Source organism: Arthrobacter sp. GW822-FHT05G07 (assembly GCF_058799755.1).
This window is the reverse complement of sequence record NZ_JBXALT010000014.1, coordinates 19,276-36,153: the sequence shown is the minus strand read 5'-3', so window position 1 is coordinate 36,153 and position 16,878 is coordinate 19,276. Positions and strand designations below refer to the sequence as shown.

Sequence of the window (16,878 nt, the reverse complement as noted above, 5' to 3'; positions counted from 1 at the left end):
AGGGGTGTGAGTGGTGCGAGAATGGCGTATTTTTTGGGTGCCGGCGGGGCGGTCTGTCGAGTCGAAGCGATTGCCGGTCTTGGGCGGTTGGGGTGGCCTGGCGGAGGACGAGGAGCGGGCGGGTGTGCGTCCTGGGACGCCGATCCTGCTGTCGCCGGACTGCCAGGTCGATGGACGGTTGGCCAGTTTCCTGGTCCGTTCATCGTTCGCCCGGCTGGAGCAGGAGACGAAGCGGAACTATGCGACGGACTATTGCATCTTCTTCGACTTCCTGTGGCGTCGAGACAAGAACTGGGATGAGGCAGGCCCCGATGACCTGTGGGATTTCGAGGACTGGCGCACTAGGTCGCTGAGCAACCCGCGGCGGGTCGGTGGTGCCCGTTGGAATCGGGGCCTCGCGGCTTTGGGCCGCTTGTACTCGTGGGCGGTCAAGCAGGGATATGTGTCCGCGAGCCCGATTGAAACGCGGGAGGCGATCGGGCGGCACGGGCAGGCGGTGGAGGTGCCTGCCGCCCGGGCGAAGGATGCGAGGTCCAGTGATGTGCGCTGGCTGACGCCGCGGATGTTCCGGCATTGGGTGGATGTGGGCTTGCGCGGGTTCTCCGCGGATGGTGGGCCGGGCGCGGCGTGGGGCGGGCGTATGGAAGATCGGAATTCGGCTTTCGCCAATCTGTTGTTCTCGTCGGGTTTGCGGCTGACTGAGGCCGCTTCGCTTCTCACCGTCGAGGTCCCGCAGCCCGAGGTAGGACACCGACGGTACTACTCGGGCCGGCTGGCGCCGGTGGTGACGAAGTCAAAGCGTGCCCGCACTTTCTATATGGCAGCACCGGTGGTGGGCGAGATCGAGGCTTACTGCGATGCGGGCCGGGCGAGGGTGATCCGCCGTGCCCAGCGGCAGGGCCGGTATGACGTTCTGCCGCGGATGCGTCTGGTGACGTCGGTTTCCGGGCGCCGGATGAAGGTCCTCCACTGGCGTGATCGCGACGGAATGCTCGGTGAGACGGCCCTGGCCCGGGCAAGTGTCGAAGAGCGGGCACTTCTTTTCACTGAAGGACCCGAGGGGCCTGAACCCCTGTGGCTGTGGCTCAACGAGTCCGGTCTGCCGTTTCAGCCGACATCCTGGGAGGGCGTGTTCCGGACCGCCACGGAACGGTGCGAGAAGACCCTGTCGGGAGAAATGGGTGATGCTCCGTTCTGCACCCCGCACATGTGCCGGCATTCCTTCGCGCTCTACATGCTGGTCGCGCTCCACCACGCGATGGATGTCCGGCTCGGCCTGACACCGAAGGAGCGCCGCGACTTCCGCCTCCTCTACGGGGATCCTTGGCGGATGGTCCAGGACCTTCTCGGTCACGCGGACGTCGAAACCACTCGCCGGATCTATCTGGCCCCGGTCTCCGACCTTCAGCTCCACTCGCTGATCTCCTCGCCTGCGCCTGGTTCGGGGGTCCCGGAGGGCGGGGCGGCCGACGATGTCTCCTGGATTCTCGCCAGGCTCGCAGCCGAAACGGGCGCGATCCAGGACCTGGTTGACGACGAGACTGTCCTGTGAGCGGCCGCGGGCAGCGTGCTGCCCTGCCGCTGGAACCCCACCACCGGCCGGTCCCTCGGCCCCATGATGGGCTGAAGGTCGAGCACCGTGACAGGAAGGGACGGGTGGGCGCGTTCAACTTCGACGAAATCCCGGTGGGCCCGGAGCTGCAGCGTGCCTTTGCCCGGTGGTTCGCCGAGAAATGCGCTCCGGGCGGTGGGTGGGACTCGCTCCCGTCAAGTAAAGCCATGTGGTTCCGCCTTGCCGCATTCGGGCGCTTTTGCGCCGAACAGGACAATCCGCCCCAGCGCCTCGTCGACATCACACCGGCGTTGTGGAACAGGTGGCGGATGCGCCGGCCGGAAGGCATCTACGGCTACTCACAGGTGATTGCACTGGGTGGCTTCCTCAGGAGACACGACGAGCTGAGCGAGGCGACGAGGTCCGCGATGGCCAAGCGACTTCCCCTGGTCACGTCCACGGGAAGGGCGTTGGCCCCGGACGAATTCGAGGAAGTGCGGGCTGCAGCCCGGAAGATGTTCCGCTCCGCCCACCTGAGGATCTGGGCCAACACAGAACATCTACGGCGATGGCGTGAGGGATCCTTCGAGCAGCAAAGCCGCGACTGGATCATTGGAGAGGCCCTTGACTCACTCGCCCGCACCGGATATGTCCCCTATAAGCTTCGCGAAAGCGGGACCAAACGTACTATTCACCGTTACGTCGCCGTCCTCGGCGGAGAGGCCCCGCAGTACACATGGATGCGGCTCTTCCTGAGCCGGTCCGAAGTGTATGCGCTGGCCGTACTGCTCGTGATGGAGTTCGGACTCAACGCGACCGTGGTGTCGGAAATGCGCACGCCGCGGGCCTTGCAGCACGGCGGATCGGACGGATTCCCCATCTACCGGCTGGAGCTGGAGAAGCGGCGGCGGGGAGCCGGCCGCCACTTCGAGACCCGGAATGTCCCGGACACCGGCGCCGACACTCCGGGGCGGCTGATCTCGAAGGCTCTGGAAGCGACTTCTCACGCGCGGGCTTTTGTTACTGCCGCCGACAGCACCCTGGACTTCCTGCTCATCTGGCGGAATTCCCTGCCGGGGCCTAGGAACGCGTCCCCCGTGACACCATTCGGGATCGGCCTGACGAAGAACGCGGCAGACTCCTGGTTCCGGGAAACCGGCCTAACAGGCGCTCCCTTGCAAAGACTGCGGAAGACGGTCAATGTGCTGCACCGCAGGGAGCCCGGCCAGAACAGCCAGGACACCCACGACGCGGTCTACGTCCTCCCCGAGCCCCAGGTGCAGCAGGCATACGTCCCGATCATCGCCGAGGGCGCCGAGAGCGCACTCGCCCAGGCACAGCACACCGTCCTGCGCGCTCAGCTTGCCGACACGGTCCGCCCGGATTCCCAGGAGACCCCCACCGTCGCCTGCTGCGATTACAAGAGCAGTCCATTTAGTCCCCAAGGAATGGGATGTCGGGCCTCGTTTCTGATGTGCACGGCTTGCCCGAACGCGCGGATACACCCGATGCACCATCCCCGCCTGGCATACCTGCACCGCTCGCTGGCCAGCCTGCGTTCTGTCCTGGGCGAAGAGATCTGGGCACCGGACTGGGGCAACCCGTTCACGCGTCTCGAGGACCTCAGACGCAGGCTCGGTGACCAGGTCTGGGCGAACGCCCTGGCCAGCGTGACCTCCACCGACAGAGCAACCATTAGCAGCCTTTTGGAAGGACAGTACGACCTGTGACCCTAGCAATCGAAGAGGCCGCTTCGCGCCCGGCACCTCATGCCCACGCCATCCTGCCCGGTCTGGTCTCCGAAGGCTTCACCGGCCCGGTCCCCCGATACGGGGACCTGTCCTGGAGCCTGAACGCATTGGCGCACGGTCCTGGCGTATCGCGCACGACGATCCACTGGAAGACTGTGCCCGCGGCTTTCCGGGAGGAACTGCGGCACCTGACATGGCTGCTGATCAACACTTCGCTGCCCGCCACCTTCCTGATCGGCAGACACCCCCGGTGGCGGACCACCGTGTCACCCCGACACGTGTATCCCACCGTGGCCGCATGGAGGGCATTCTGCCAATGGCTGGAAGAGAGGGGAAGCTCATCCCTCCGCGACTGCACTCCGGCAGACTTGAAGGCCTACGCCCTCCACCTCGCAATGGACCGGGCAATGTCGCGCAACCCCGTCCAGAAAGTCCTCGCCGCCCTGACACGGCTCTGGGCACTGGACTCCTCGAACCCCTTCCCTGTCGGCCTCTGCGAACCACCATGGCTGACCGAAGGTGCCGATGATTTCCTCCCTGCCGGGTCTTCCATGGGAGAGAACTCGACGGAGCCAATCACTCCCGAAACTATGGGCCCACTGCTGACCTGGGCCTTACGCGTTGTCGACGACTTCGCCGAAGACATCCTCACCGCTGTCCAACGGAAGGAAGAGATGCTCGCCAGAAGCAAGCAGAACCGCGCCACGCCAGAAGGCCGGGCCATGCTAGAGGACTACCTAGGGCGCTTCATCGCCGCCGGCACAGCGCTGCCGAGCCTGGCAGCCGGGAACAGGAGCGGACTCGCCGCAACATACATCGCCTACGTAACGGGTGCGGCGATACACCAGGTCCACCACCAGGTAATCACAGGGCGCTGGCGGGAACGGCTCCTGTCCGCCGATGGTCCTGCTCCGGTTCTCACCGAGCTTTCCGGCACGATCGATGGCCGTCCCTGGAAGGAATTCATCGATTACTCCGAAGTGGGCACACTCAAGACCCACCTGACGACCGCGGCCTACATCGTGGTGTCATACCTGACGGGAATGAGGCCGCGTGAAATCCAAGGACTCGAAAGGGGCTGCTGCCCGGAGCCGGAATCAGGGCGCTACCTGATCCACGGACGCGTTTACAAGACAGCCGTCAACGACGACGGGAACCACGTACCGCAGGGAACCATCCGCGACGTTCCATGGGTGGCCATCCAACCGGTGGTCCGGGCAATCCGAACAGTAGAGAGGATCAACCCCGACGAGTATCTGTTCGGCGGCCTGCCGCCGGACACCATGAATCTGCGCGTCGAGAAGTTCATCGCATGGACTTCGACCATGGCCAGGACCTTGGACCGGCCTCACGAGATGATCCCTGAGGACAGGTATGGCTCGATCGGGGTCTCGCGGTTCCGCCGGACGCTGGCATGGCACATCGCCAGACGCCCCGGCGGGCTCGTCGCACTCGCCGTCCAGTATGGCCACATGCGCACCGCCATGAGTGCCGGCTACGCGTCCCGGAGCCGGAACGGAATGCACGACCTGCTCGACCTGGAAACGGCTCTCGCCGCTGCCGACACCCTCGCCTCGCTCAACGAAGATCTCACGAACGGCACAGGCATCTCGGGCCCGGCGGCACGCAGAGCCATTAACGCCGCCAGGCAGGCCCCCGAATTCGTTGGCGCGATTGTCAACGCGAGGCAGGCCCGCGCCCTTCTGGAAAACCCATCGCTGACCGTCTACGATAATCCGTCCGCGATGCTCATGTGCGTCTACAAACCAGACCGCGCACTCTGCAACAGGATCACCGAACGCGAAGCACCGCGCCTGGACCGCTGTGTCCCCTCCTGCGCGAACATCGCACGAACCGATGATCATGCATACCTGATGCGCCAAGAGGCCGAATCCCTGGAGAAGCAGGTCCAGATGGTACCCGAGCCCCTCGGACACCGGATGGAAGCCCGGGCCCAGCGGCTTCGTCAGGAAGCCGAGCAGCACGAGCGTTCCCGTATCATTTTCGAGGAGACCAGATGAGCCCCGCGCACGACGAACGCTCCCGCATCCAGGCGGCCATGGCACGAATTATTTCCGGTAGACCGGAAAAGTCCAACGGGGCCCTGACCATCGTGGCCCTCGCCACAGAGGCAGACGTACCGCGAAACGCACTCACCCAACGGCACCTCGACCTCAAGAACCTCTTCTACGAGAAGGTTCGAGCGAACGGCGGGACACCAGACAGCGAACGGCGCCTACGGCGGGAGACCGCCAGACTGAAACGCTTGCGGGAGGACGATAAAAAATTGATCCGGCAACTCAAAGCAGACAATGAAACCCTCGTTGGGACCCTTCACCTTGCACAGCTCCAGAATGAAGAACTCCGACGGCGGCTGGCAGAGTCTGGAGGGATCGTCCACGCCATCAGAACGAGTTGAGAAAGAGCGTCCGAAATCAGGAGCCTTACCTCCGTTGGCCCGGTAGTTCAGAAGTTGGATCCTGCTTTGCACATGGGGAAGTCTTGGAGTGTAGCGACCGGACAATTGGGTTGCGTGTCGTGCTGGCGCTCAATGACTCGACTGAGAACTCAACAAGCGGGCTTCCGCCTCTGAATGGAAGCTGATATTCCCCCGCCCCTGTGGCCCATGCTGCCAGCGTGGGTGCGTGCCGGGAAGAGGAGTCATTCAAAACCCGACACGCACGATTAGTTAGCTCCGGCAGCTGAGTCTTTGGATGAATTCGTCTGCCTGGGCCAGGTTTCGGGCGATCTTGCTGCGCTGGTGAAGCGCGCTGTCCAGGAACGTCGCCAGTCTGGCGGACCCTGTGGTGGATGTCCCGTCGGGCGAGTCCAGTAGCTCAAGAATTTCCGCCATTTCCTCGAGAGTGAAGCCCAAGGGCTTCATCTGCTTGATGACCATCAGGCGTTCCAGATCCGCTGAGGAGAACACTCTGAACCCGCCCTCGGTGCGCCCTGTTGCAGGCAGCAACCCGACATCGTCGTAGTGCCTGATGGTGCGCAGGGACAGGCCTGTCCGCTCTGCCAGTTCGCCGATGTGCATGGTGTTGGTGCTACTGGCCTTGGTCGTCATCAGGGCCTCCGTTCTCGGTTTCGCTTAAACTCTACCATCACGTTAGGGTAGAGTTTGGGACGTGGGATGAGACCTTCCGACCTGGTTCCCCACCTCCCTGACGCAGTGCGGCGTCCCCTGATCATTAGCAAACGAAGGCCTCAGAAGCCCGCCTTCTCAACCATGAACGGAGCCAGCAATGGCCGCCACAAAAGCCGAACATCCTCCGGCGTACACCCCTGAGCAACTGCAATCCGTGCGAAGCACCCTGATGTCACCGCGTCGGCTCAAGACTGAAGTCCTCGCCGGCCTGGTCGTGGCGTTGGCGCTGATCCCTGAGGCCATCGCCTTCTCGATTATCGCCGGTGTTGATCCACGCCTGGGACTCTTCGCCTCGTTCACCATGGCCGTGACCATTGCGTTCGTCGGTGGCCGTCCTGCCATGATTTCGGCAGCAACCGGAGCCATCGCCCTGGTCATTGCCCCGCTCGTGAAGTCCCACGGTGTGGACTACTTTATTGCCGCCGTCGTTCTGGCCGGTGTTTTCCAGATCATTCTGGGCCTTTCGGGTGTTGCCAAGCTCATGCGGTTCATCCCGCGCTCGGTCATGGTGGGCTTCGTCAACGCCCTGGCCATCCTGATCTTTATGTCCCAGGTCCCTGAACTGCTGGGCGTTCCTTGGCTGGTGTACCCGCTGGTTATTCTTGGCCTGGCCATCGTCTTTGGCCTGCCCAAACTCACCAAAGCCGTCCCGGCCCCGCTGGTGGCAATCGTGGTCCTGACGCTCATCACCGTCTTCGCATCCGTGGCGGTCCCGACTGTAGGGGACAAGGGCGAGCTGCCTGAATCGCTGCCGATGCTGTTCATCCCCAATGTTCCGTTCACGTTCGAGACCTTCCAGGTTCTCTTCCCGTTCGCCCTGGCCATGGCCTTCGTTGGCCTGCTGGAATCCCTGATGACCGCCAAGCTGGTAGACGACGTCACAGACACCCGCTCCAACAAGACCCGCGAAGCATGGGGCCAGGGTGTGGCGAACATCGTCACCGGATTCACCGGTGGCATGGGCGGCTGCGCAATGATCGGCCAGACCATGATCAACGTCAAGGCTTCCGGTGCCCGCACCCGGATCTCCACCTTCCTGGCCGGAATCTTCCTGCTCATTCTGGTGGTGGTCCTTGGCGACGTCGTCTCAGTGATCCCGATGGCAGCGCTGGTGGCCGTGATGATCTTCGTATCCGTGGCCACGTTTGACTGGCACAGCATCCGTCCCGGAACCCTGAAGATGATGCCGAAGAGCGAAACCACCGTGATGCTCGCCACCGTCGTCGTCACCGTCGCCACCCACAACCTCGCCATCGGCGTAGGCGTAGGCGTGCTGGTTGCCATGGTGATGTTCGCCCGCCGGGTGGCGCACTTCGTCACCGTTGAGCGGACTGTCAAGGCCGTGGACGGCCGGGAAACCGCAACGTACGTGGTGGACGGTGAACTGTTCTTCGCCTCTTCCAACGATCTCTATACGCAGTTCGAATATGCACACGATCCGGCGCATGTGGTGATCGACATGCATGCCTCCCATCTGTGGGATGCCTCCACCATTGCTGCGCTGGATGCCATTACGGAGAAGTACCACGCGCACGGCACGGACGTGAAGATCATCGGCCTCAACGATGCCAGCCTGCTGATGCAGGAACGCCTTGGCGGGAAGCTCGGCGCAGGACACTGACCACTGGTCGGCGCTGGCTTGCCGCCAGCGCCGGCTGCCCGGCACATGTCCCCGGCCCAGAGCACAACAGAAGACATAGGCGGATGATGGAGTTACGGACCCAGAGCTGTTGACCATCCCGGAATATCCACACGCGGCGTCGGCATCGGGGCCGTTTGCTACTGCACTGAAGCTGGAAGGCCTCCCAGCAGTGGCTGCGTCAAGTATTTGTGGCCCCGGGGGGAATGACTGTGGCCCCTTTCCACTAACGCGGAAGAGGCCACCATTGCTTTGTGAGGATCGGTTTCGCGGTACCTGGGATGGAGTCCTTACGGGTTAGTTTGTCGTGAGGACTCTGTAGAGGGCTTGGACGCGGGTTTTGATGTCGTCCCTGACGAGGCGCATGCGTTCCATGCCTTCGATCCCGCGTTCTGAGGGTTCATCGGTTTCCCAGATTTCGAATCGCTTGCCGGCCGGCGGGTCGAGCTTGGCTTCGGTTCCGAGGACGATGACAGTTTCCACGGCGTTTAGGACCTCGTCGGTGACCGGTTTGGGGTATTCCCCGGTGACGTCGATGCCCAATTCCGTCAGCGAGTCCACGGCTTGGCCGTTCAAGGACTCTGCTGGTTTGGTGCCTGCGGAGTAGACGGTGATGCTGTCACCGGCGAGGTCGCGCATGAGCCCGGCGGCGAGTTGCGATTTGCCGCCGTTCTTGCTGCAGACGAAGAGGACCGCGGGGTGTTCGGTTGCCATTAGAGTGCTGCTTCTTTCGTGAGGGAGGCGACCAGATCCTTGACCCGGTCGTGGATCTGGTCGCGGATGTCTCGGACGGTTTCCAGGGACTGGCCTGCGGGGTCGGTGAGGTCCCAGTCTTCGTAGCGTTTGCCGGGGTAGATCGGGCAGGAGTCACCGCAGCCCATGGTGATGACGACGTCGGAAGCCCTAACGACATCATCGGTGAGTGGTTTGGGGTATTCCTTGCCCAGGTCCAAACCCATTTCTGACATCACGGTGACGACCGTCTGGTCCAGTTCGGATGCAGGCAGGGACCCGGCCGAGCGGACCCGGATCCTGCCTTTGGCTTCGACGTTGAGCAGCGCCGCGGCCATTTGCGACCGGCCGGCGTTCTGCACGCAGACGAACAACACTTCGGCCACGTCGGAGACGATGGCGCCCTTGGATTTTGCCAGTGCATGGAGCCTGTCGTTGGCAAAGTGCTCGGTGGTGGCGGGCAGGTAGGCGCTGATCTTGGCAGTCCTGGCCAGGGCGGTGTAGGACTCGAAGACGTAGCGTTCGACGGTTTCGGCGGCGAAGGTTCCGGCGTAGCGGTCGGCGAGGCGGTTGCTGATACGGTGCAGGACTTCGGTGTTGTCCCGCAGTCCCAGCGTTGGTTCCTGGTGGTCGGTCATGGCAGTACTCCTTGAGGTGGGTCCGGCTCGATGATGACTGTCGCGATGAGTGGTTAGTTTTCGCCGGAGCGGCCGTGTGCGAGCCCGGTCGGGAAGCCGACGAACGCCGGTTCCGGTGCAGCGCAGCAACCACCCTGGTCCTCGGGCTCTTGTGTGGTGGCTGCTGCGGGGACGTCGCAGCTGGTGCCGGCGTCGCTGGAGCAAACGCCGGTTTCGGGCAGTTCGAGGTGGACGGTGTCCGCGGCCTGCTGGTCACCGGCGAGGGCTGCGGCGACGGAACGGACTTGCTCGTAGCCGGTAGCGAGCAGGAAGGTCGGTGCCCGGCCGTAGGACTTCATTCCGACGATGTAGAAGTCTTTTTCGGGGTGGGCCAGAACCTTCGCGCCGTGCGCTGGGACGGTGCCGCAGGAGTGGAATTCAGGGTCGATCAACGGGCCGAGTTCGGTGGGCGCTTCAACGGCAGGGTCCAGGTCCAGGCGCAGTTCCCGCAGGATCTCCAGGTCCGGGCGGAAGCCGGTGCAAGGGACGATGACGTCAGCCTCGATGGTTCGTCCATCGACGGCTTCGACGCTCACGTGGGAGTCGAGGTTTTTCAGGGCAGCGATCCCGAAACCGGTGTGCAGCTCGATGGTCCCGGCTTCGACCAAGCGACGGAGGCGGGAGCCGAGCTGGCCACGCGCCGGGAGCCCGTCAGCGTCCCCACCGCCGTAGACCTTCTCCGCGGACGCGCCACGGACAGCCCAGAGGATGCGGGTGCCGGGTTCTTCCTTGGCCAGGTCGGCGAGATTGATCAGGGTGTTCGCTGCAGAGTGACCGGCCCCGACGACGAGGGCGCGGCGGCTGGCGAAAGCGACGCGGTCGCGGCCAACAACGTCGGGCAGGGGCGATGAGATCCGGTCATTGGCCGTGGTCTCGCCGATGGCGGGCAGGCCAGAGGTGCCGAGCGGGTTGCGGGTGGACCAGGTGCCGGAGGCGTCGATGACGGCGGCCACGGTCTGGTCCCGTGTTTCTCCGCCGTCGTGCTCGACCCGGACAACGAACGGGGTGGTGTCTCGGTCCCATACGTGGGTCTTATCCATACCTTGCCGGGTCACGGCGATGACACGTGCACCGGTCTGGAGCCGGGAAGCAATCTGCGCGGTGGCGGCCAGCGGGGTGAGGTAGTTGTCGATGAGTTCGCCGCCGTAGGGCAAGGCGGTGGGGCGGGGTGATTCCCAGCCGGTGGCTTCGAGTAGACGGACGGCGGCGTCGTCGAGGTTGAAACGCCATGGGGAGAACAGCCGGATGTGGCGCCATTGTTCGATCGCGGCGCCGGCGGTGTGGCCGGCTTCGAAGATGACCGGTTCGAGTCCGCGTTCGAGCAGGTGGGCTGCGGTGGCCAGTCCTACCGGGCCTGCGCCGATCACTGCGATGGGAAGGTTCTTCAGTGAATCCATGCTGTCCTCTTGTTTCATCCGTTGGTGTAGCGGTTCGGTCAGGGTGCCTGCCGGTCCTTGTGGGGCCGGCAGGCCGGGACGGTGCTGTTCAGCAGCAGTCCAGATCGTCCTCGTCGCAGCAGCCCGTGTCGGTGCAGCATCCGGTGTCCATCCAGTTCACCCCCTCCCGTGTCCGATTGGTTAGGCGTGGGTTGGTTCTTCGACCAGGGCCGTGGCGATGCTGTCGGCATCATCCAGGGCGGCAAGGAACCGTTCGGCATCCAATGCGGCCGCGCAGCCGGTTCCCGCGGCGGTGATGGCCTGGCGGTACCGGTGGTCGACGGCGTCTCCGCAGGCGAAAACGCCGGGGAGGTTGGTGACCGTGGTGGGTGAGTCGACCTTGATGTAGCCCTCGTCGTCCAGGTCGACCTGTCCGGTGACCAGTTCGGTGCGGGGCAGGTGGCCGATGGCGACGAAGATGCCGGTGGCGGCCTGTTCACGGGTTTCACCGGTGCGGGTGTCAGTCAGGGTCACGCCGGTGACTTTGCTGTCGCCGTGGATCTTGGTGATGGCGGAGTTCCACGCGAAGTTGATCTTGGGGTTGTCCTTGGCGCGCTGGGCCATGATTCGTGAGGCACGGAGTTCGTCCTTGCGGACCACGACGGTGACGGTCTTGGCGAAGCGGGTCAGGAAGGAGGCTTCCTCCATGGCGGAGTCGCCGCCGCCGACGACGATGATGTCCTGCTCACGGAAGAAGAACCCGTCGCAGGTGGCGCACCAGGAGACTCCGTGGCCGCTGAGTTTCTTCTCTTCCGGCAGCCCGAGTTCCTTGTAGGCCGAGCCGGTGGCGAGGATGACCGCCGGTGCTTCGTGGGTCTGGCCCGCACCGGTGATTACGCGCTTGAGGTGACCCTTCAGATTGACCTCGGTGACGTCGTCGAACACAATCTTCGCGCCGAACTTCTCGGCCTGTTCCTGGAGCCCGTCCATCAATTCCGGGCCCTGAACGCCGCCGGGGAAGCCGGGGAAGTTCTCCACTTCGGTGGTGTTCATCAGCGCGCCGCCGGCAGTGACCGAACCGGCCAGAACCAGCGGATTCAGGCCTGCGCGTGCAGCATAGATAGCTGCGGTGTAGCCGGCGGGGCCGGAGCCGATGATGATCAGCTGTTCGCTGTGGACGTCGGTACTGGCGTCGGTGCTCACGAAAGTCTCTCCTGGTGCTCGAAAATGGTGGGTTACTTGGCGGCCGGGACCAACGAGGCGATCAGGCCCTCGATGCGGGACTTGATTTCATCGCGGATCGGGCGGACGGCCTCGACGCCCTGGCCGGCAGGGTCTTCAAGGACCCAGTCTTCGTAGCGCTTGCCGGGGAAGTACGGGCATTCGTCGCCGCAGCCCATAGTGATCACGACGTCGGATTCCTTCACGGCCTCGGTGGTAAGAACCTTGGGGATCTCGGCGGACATGTCGATGCCGAGCTCGGCCATGGCCTCGACGGCGGCGGGGTTGACCTTGTCAGCGGGCTGCGAACCGGCGGAACGAACCTCGATCTCACCCTTGCCAAGGGTGGTCAAGAACGCTGCAGCCATCTGGGAACGCCCGGCGTTGTGGACGCATACGAACAGGACGGAAGGCTTCTTGGTGGTTTCGGTGCTCATGGAGTCTCCTGGATCAATTGATTGCTCTGGTTGGGATAGAGGCCGACCAATGCCGAGATGAAGGATATTGAGATTCATCGATGCTTTGAGTATCGACCTATATATTGACGGTTGTCAATATTCGAAAAACTTGGGGCTAGGCTGCCCGCAGGCGGGGCGCCAGGTCGTGGACGCGGAGTGAAATGTCGGCAAATGCATCCTCGAACGCTTCCGCGCTGTTGAGACGCAGTGGATCCGGCACTGACCAGTGGATGCCGCGAAGTCCCGGGAGTTCTTCGTGGGCGTTGTCACAGACGGTGACCACGAGGTCTTCACTGTGTGCCACTTGGTCGATCAGGCGGGGCGACGAGCTGCTGAGGTCGAGGCCATTGCGGAGCGCTACGTCAAGAGCCCCCTGGGCTACGCGGTCGGCGGGGTGGGTTCCGGCCGACGTTGACGGGATGTCGCTTACCTGTCGCCACAGCGCAGCTGCCAGCTGGGACCTGGCGCTGTTGCGGGTACAAACAAATAGAATCCGGCGGGCATCGTGTTCCCGACCAGGGGCCAAGCCCTCCAGTGCCGAGGGGGCCAATCGGACATAGCTGCGCCGCTTGTCGGCTTCCGAGCGCCGCCGTACAGCCAGCCCGGCATCCTCCAAGGTGCGCAGGTGGTGTGACAGCAGGTTTGCGGGCATTCCCAATTCCGACTGCAGTTCCTTGGGTGACAGGTCCCCCAGGGTCAGAAGGTCCACGATGCGTAACCGTGCGGGGTCGGCCAGGGCCGCATACTTGGCGACCCTGGGCTGAAGCCGGGAGATTTGTTCAGTATTCATTGATTCAATCATGACTGAACTAAATCGTTCGGTCAATGCGGCCGCCTAAACGGTGGCGGTGGCTTCGTTGCGGAAGAACCGTTTCCGTGCCCAAAGTGCTGCGTAGACCAGTGCAACGAGGGCAGGAACTTCGATCAATGGGCCCACGACGCCGGCGAGGGCTTGCCCGGACGTGACCCCGAAGGTGCCGATCGCAACAGCGATCGCGAGCTCGAAGTTGTTGCCGGCGGCAGTGAAAGCCAGTGTTGTGGTCTTGGCATATCCCAGATTCAGCAGTCGGCCAAGGACCATGCCGATGCCGAAAACTACGAGGAAGTAGACAAGGAGCGGCACTGCGATGCGGACCACGTCCAGCGGTCGCGACGTGATCGTGCCACCTTGAAGAGCAAAGAGGAGGGTAATAGTGAAGAGGAGTCCGTAAAGAGCCCAGGGCCCGAGCTTCGGCAGGAGCTTGTTCTCGTACCAGTCCCGGCCCTTGGCTTTCTCGCCGATGGCGCGGGTGAGGAACCCTGCCAGCAAGGGGATGCCCAGGAAGATCAGGACCGAGAGAGTGATGGCCCAGAAGGAGAAGTCCGCGCTTGTCGTGGGTAATCCCAGGAGTGACGGCAGCCACTGAAGGTAGAACCAGCCCAACGCAGCGAAGGCGAACACCTGGAAGACGGAGTTGATGAACACCAGAACGGCCGCTGATTCGCGGTCCCCGCAGGCCAGATCGTTCCAGATCATCACCATTGCGATGCAGCGGGCCAAGCCCACAATGATCAGGCCGGTCCGGTATTCAGGTAGGTCCGGGATGAAGATCCATGCCAATGCGAACATGAATGCCGGCGCTAGGACCCAATTGATCACCAGCGAGGTAATCATCAGCTTCCGATCGGCCAGCACGCGGTGCGCCTGGTCGTAGCGGACCTTGGCGAGGACCGGGTACATCATCACCAGCAGGCCAATAGCGATCGGCAGTGATACCTCCCCGACTTTTACGGCCTCCAGCGCGATGTTCAACCCCGGAATCAAGCTCCCAAGAAGCAGGCCCAGGGCCATGGCGGCAATGATCCACACAGGCAGAAACCGGTCGAGGGTGGAAAGTTTGCCGACGACGGCGGCATCGTCCCGACGAAGGGATGGTGTATCTGTCCGGGTGCTCACGGGTCTCCTGTGAATCTCGGCGTTAAATTGATGATGATCGATATGAAGTATTCCCAGCCATATCGATGGTTGTCAATTTTTGTGCATAATGGGAGACATGAACACTCTGCAAACTCTTGAACCCGCAGTCGACGCCTCCTGTTGCGTACCCGCAGGAACACCGGCATTGACTGCAGAACAAGCACAGCAGAAGGCCTTGGTTTTCAAAGCGCTGGCAGATCCCAACCGGCTGCGGCTGCTCTCCATCGTCAAGGCCGAAGCCTCCGGTGAATCCTGCGTCTGCGATCTCACCGAACCTCTGGACCTCGGCCAGCCCACCGTGTCCCATCACCTGAAGATCCTGGTCGACGCCGGACTGTTGCACCGCGAAAAGCGCGGCACGTGGGCTTACTACTCGTTGATTCCCGGAGCGCTGGACGACGTTGCCGGGATCCTCGCGGCCCTATGAGGGCAGGGTTTGGATGCGGCCAATGCGGCCGACGACTGGCCCGCCGTGCAGCGGATCTTACAGGAAGGCATCGACACGGGGCAGGCCGCGTTCGAATCGAGCGCTCCCGTCTGGGAGTCTTTCAACGAGTCCTGGCTGCAGGCGCAACGGCTAGTTGCCCAAACAACCCTTCATCTGACCCGGCGGGTGATCGCCAGCAAAACCCTGGCCGACTTCGCGGCCCGGGGGACCGTCCGTCGGAGCCGCGGCTGGATCGCCATCCAGACCTCGCGGCCCTTCGCGCGGCCGCCGTCAGCAGCAGCCCGGTAATCATCAGATCTCACCGAGGCCGTGTGGTCCTGTGGCACCGTCATACCGAACCTGAGTGACTTGACGTAGTCCATCAGCGTGACGCCATTCGGGATGCGGCCGCCCGGATAGATTCAACACGTTGAACTTGACAGGGAAAGTGAAGGCCGCCGGGCAGTCATACCAACCCGGCGTTAGACAGTGGTGGAAGGTCAAAAGGCGCGAGACGCTAGACGTGGTGTGCGCCGCCGTCATCGGCCCCATGGCCCGCCCTGAGTACGTCGTGGCCGGCCTGCCAGTGAAAGGCCGGCTGCGGATCGTTGGCCGCTCCAGCGCCCTTACAGCGGCAGCTGCCCGGGCGCTCGCCGCGCAGCTGCGCGAGCCTATCGGCCCGCACCCGTGGCCCGAGGTTATTACGGAAACGACGCTGAACAGATTCAGTAAGGACAAGGGAACGGTGCACCTGACGCGGGTGGAGCCGATCGTCGTTGAGGTCTCCGCCGATGTGGCGTGGTCCGGTAGCGCCTTCCGGCACGCTCTCAGATTTGTTCGGCCCCGGCCCGAGCTGGACCCCGGCGACGTCGCTCCTCCCGCCCGGTAGGGCCGGTCTAGGCTGGAACGTATGGACGGTTTGAAGAGGCTTTTCCGGCGGCACTCAGCACCCAAGGCCACCCCCGTTGCTGCCCCGGCTCCAGAGGCAGATCAGCCCTTGTCACCCGAGGCCCTGGAGGAGCTGACTCGCGCATGGGCTGACCTGGAGGCAGCAGCCAAGGAAGCGGGCGTGAACAGCCTCCAGGCGTGTTCTCGATCCGGCACGCCGTGGCAGAACAACCCTGCCGCTGTCAGGAAAATTGCCGAAATAATCCGCAGCACTTCCGAGTCTGCAGCGGATAAGCCGACCATCTAACCATCGGTTCTTCCCCTGAGGGGCAAATAAGTCAGACCCAACAGTTAGGTTGGCGTCGCGTTAGTTACCGATGAGGGGGAAACCAGTGACTGTGTCTGATTTTGATGAGTTGTTCGTGAAGGAAATCCCTGACTACACCGATGTAGAGGGTCTTTCTACGGATGGGTACACGGTGATCAGGGTGGTGACCGGCCCGTTGAGTGTGCCGGTTCTCCGGAAGAGGGTTTTGGACCGGATTGAGTGCTTGGACACGCTCCTTGAAAAGGAAGAGGCCGGAGGTCAACCAGCCGGGCTCGCCGTAGACGACTACAGCACGATGAATCCTTCTTCCGGGATCTTCGGCGCCGCCTTGCTGGAGACTATGGCTGCCCTGATCGAGGGGGGAGCAGAGGCTTATCTTGTGGACGAAGGGTGGCGCCCGGAAGTAAAGGTCGATGGGGTGTCTTTCCAACCGGGACTTGCCGAGGGCGCTGACGGCCCGGAAACGCACCTCACCTTCTTCGCCGACAAGGCACGTGTACGCGCCATCGTTGAATCAGGAAAACTCGACACTAACAAACTGGAAATTAAGATCACCCATCCTGTTAGCCATATCCCATGGATAACAGAGGACCATATAGAAGAGATTTTTCGGGCAAGGGTGGGCCATCTGATTATGGAGGCTGCTATTGAGCCCATTAGACGTAGTGCAGAGGAAAGGCGCAGTGCAGAGGAAAGGCTATGACCTGAGACTGAAGGAACG

General features: G+C 63.0%; 18 protein-coding genes. 10 read left to right on the top strand and 8 right to left on the bottom strand.

Going from position 1 to position 16,878, the window contains the following annotated elements; all coding sequences use genetic code 11:
• Window positions 1-10 precede the first annotated feature (10 nt).
• From AC1RJY_RS21165 to AC1RJY_RS21150, 4 genes are all read left to right on the top strand, one after another.
• Window positions 11-1,552: a site-specific integrase gene (locus tag AC1RJY_RS21165; protein ID WP_498603281.1), complete on the top strand. Its 1,542-nt coding sequence runs from the start codon at window positions 11-13 to the stop codon at window positions 1,550-1,552.
• Window positions 1,553-1,656: 104 nt separating this feature from the next.
• Window positions 1,657-3,282, top strand: coding sequence for a hypothetical protein (locus AC1RJY_RS21160; RefSeq protein WP_079941737.1), 1,626 nt, complete (start codon window positions 1,657-1,659; stop codon window positions 3,280-3,282).
• A complete protein-coding gene (locus tag AC1RJY_RS21155) occupies window positions 3,279-5,324 on the top strand; it encodes a site-specific integrase (protein ID WP_079941738.1) in 2,046 nt (681 codons plus the stop codon). The genes AC1RJY_RS21160 and AC1RJY_RS21155 overlap by 4 nt, the downstream gene beginning before the upstream one ends.
• The gene (locus AC1RJY_RS21150) at window positions 5,321-5,722 is read left to right on the top strand and encodes a hypothetical protein (RefSeq protein WP_071416474.1); all 402 of its coding nucleotides are present in this window, start codon (window positions 5,321-5,323) and stop codon (window positions 5,720-5,722) included. The genes AC1RJY_RS21155 and AC1RJY_RS21150 overlap by 4 nt, the downstream gene beginning before the upstream one ends.
• A 270-nt stretch (window positions 5,723-5,992) precedes the next feature.
• Here AC1RJY_RS21150 and AC1RJY_RS21145 read toward each other — a convergent pair whose 3' ends face one another.
• A complete protein-coding gene (locus AC1RJY_RS21145; protein WP_071416473.1) occupies window positions 5,993-6,373 on the bottom strand; it encodes a MerR family transcriptional regulator in 381 nt (126 codons plus the stop codon).
• 178 nt (window positions 6,374-6,551) lie between these two features.
• On the opposite strand from AC1RJY_RS21145, the gene AC1RJY_RS21140 reads away from it, so the two are divergent.
• Window positions 6,552-8,075, top strand: a complete 1,524-nt coding sequence (locus AC1RJY_RS21140; RefSeq protein WP_071416472.1) for a SulP family inorganic anion transporter — start codon at window positions 6,552-6,554, stop codon at window positions 8,073-8,075.
• Between the two features lie 315 nt (window positions 8,076-8,390).
• On the opposite strand, the gene AC1RJY_RS21135 is transcribed toward AC1RJY_RS21140, so the two are convergent.
• The 7 genes from AC1RJY_RS21135 to arsB all read right to left on the bottom strand — a co-directional run bounded on the left by AC1RJY_RS21135 (window position 8,391) and on the right by arsB (window position 14,493).
• On the bottom strand, window positions 8,391-8,807 hold the full coding sequence (locus AC1RJY_RS21135) for an arsenate-mycothiol transferase ArsC (protein WP_071416471.1): 417 nt from the start codon (window positions 8,805-8,807) through the stop codon (window positions 8,391-8,393).
• Window positions 8,807-9,463 (bottom strand): arsenate reductase ArsC, encoded by a 657-nt coding sequence (locus AC1RJY_RS21130; RefSeq protein WP_071416470.1) that lies wholly within the window; start codon window positions 9,461-9,463, stop codon window positions 8,807-8,809. The genes AC1RJY_RS21135 and AC1RJY_RS21130 overlap by 1 nt, the downstream gene beginning before the upstream one ends.
• 53 nt (window positions 9,464-9,516) lie before the next feature.
• Window positions 9,517-10,899: an FAD-dependent oxidoreductase gene (locus AC1RJY_RS21125; protein ID WP_079941745.1), complete on the bottom strand. Its 1,383-nt coding sequence runs from the start codon at window positions 10,897-10,899 to the stop codon at window positions 9,517-9,519.
• Between the two features lie 180 nt (window positions 10,900-11,079).
• Window positions 11,080-12,081 carry a thioredoxin-disulfide reductase gene (trxB, locus tag AC1RJY_RS21120; RefSeq protein WP_079941746.1) on the bottom strand — a complete coding sequence of 334 codons (1,002 nt, stop codon included), beginning with the start codon at window positions 12,079-12,081 and terminating at the stop codon, window positions 11,080-11,082.
• A 32-nt stretch (window positions 12,082-12,113) separates the two neighbouring features.
• The gene (locus tag AC1RJY_RS21115) at window positions 12,114-12,536 is read right to left on the bottom strand and encodes an arsenate reductase ArsC (protein ID WP_079941747.1); all 423 of its coding nucleotides are present in this window, start codon (window positions 12,534-12,536) and stop codon (window positions 12,114-12,116) included.
• A 136-nt stretch (window positions 12,537-12,672) separates the two neighbouring features.
• On the bottom strand, window positions 12,673-13,347 hold the full coding sequence (locus AC1RJY_RS21110; RefSeq protein WP_071416466.1) for a metalloregulator ArsR/SmtB family transcription factor: 675 nt from the start codon (window positions 13,345-13,347) through the stop codon (window positions 12,673-12,675).
• Between the two features lie 45 nt (window positions 13,348-13,392).
• Window positions 13,393-14,493, bottom strand: coding sequence for an ACR3 family arsenite efflux transporter (arsB, locus tag AC1RJY_RS21105; RefSeq protein WP_071416465.1), 1,101 nt, complete (start codon window positions 14,491-14,493; stop codon window positions 13,393-13,395).
• A gap of 97 nt (window positions 14,494-14,590) precedes the next feature.
• Between arsB and AC1RJY_RS21100 the strand changes: the two genes are divergently transcribed.
• The 5 genes from AC1RJY_RS21100 (at window position 14,591) to AC1RJY_RS21080 (ending at window position 16,860) form a co-directional block, all read left to right on the top strand.
• Window positions 14,591-14,941, top strand: a complete 351-nt coding sequence (locus AC1RJY_RS21100; protein WP_071416464.1) for an ArsR/SmtB family transcription factor — start codon at window positions 14,591-14,593, stop codon at window positions 14,939-14,941.
• A 45-nt stretch (window positions 14,942-14,986) separates the two neighbouring features.
• Window positions 14,987-15,250, top strand: a complete 264-nt coding sequence (locus AC1RJY_RS21095) for a hypothetical protein (protein WP_498603265.1) — start codon at window positions 14,987-14,989, stop codon at window positions 15,248-15,250.
• Window positions 15,251-15,377: 127 nt separating this feature from the next.
• The gene (locus AC1RJY_RS21090) at window positions 15,378-15,830 is read left to right on the top strand and encodes a hypothetical protein (protein WP_498603261.1); all 453 of its coding nucleotides are present in this window, start codon (window positions 15,378-15,380) and stop codon (window positions 15,828-15,830) included.
• A gap of 21 nt (window positions 15,831-15,851) precedes the next feature.
• A complete protein-coding gene (locus AC1RJY_RS21085; protein ID WP_498603258.1) occupies window positions 15,852-16,136 on the top strand; it encodes a hypothetical protein in 285 nt (94 codons plus the stop codon).
• A 91-nt stretch (window positions 16,137-16,227) separates the two neighbouring features.
• Complete coding sequence (locus tag AC1RJY_RS21080) at window positions 16,228-16,860, top strand: hypothetical protein (protein ID WP_498603256.1); 633 nt, start codon at window positions 16,228-16,230, stop codon at window positions 16,858-16,860.
• Window positions 16,861-16,878 lie beyond the last annotated feature (18 nt).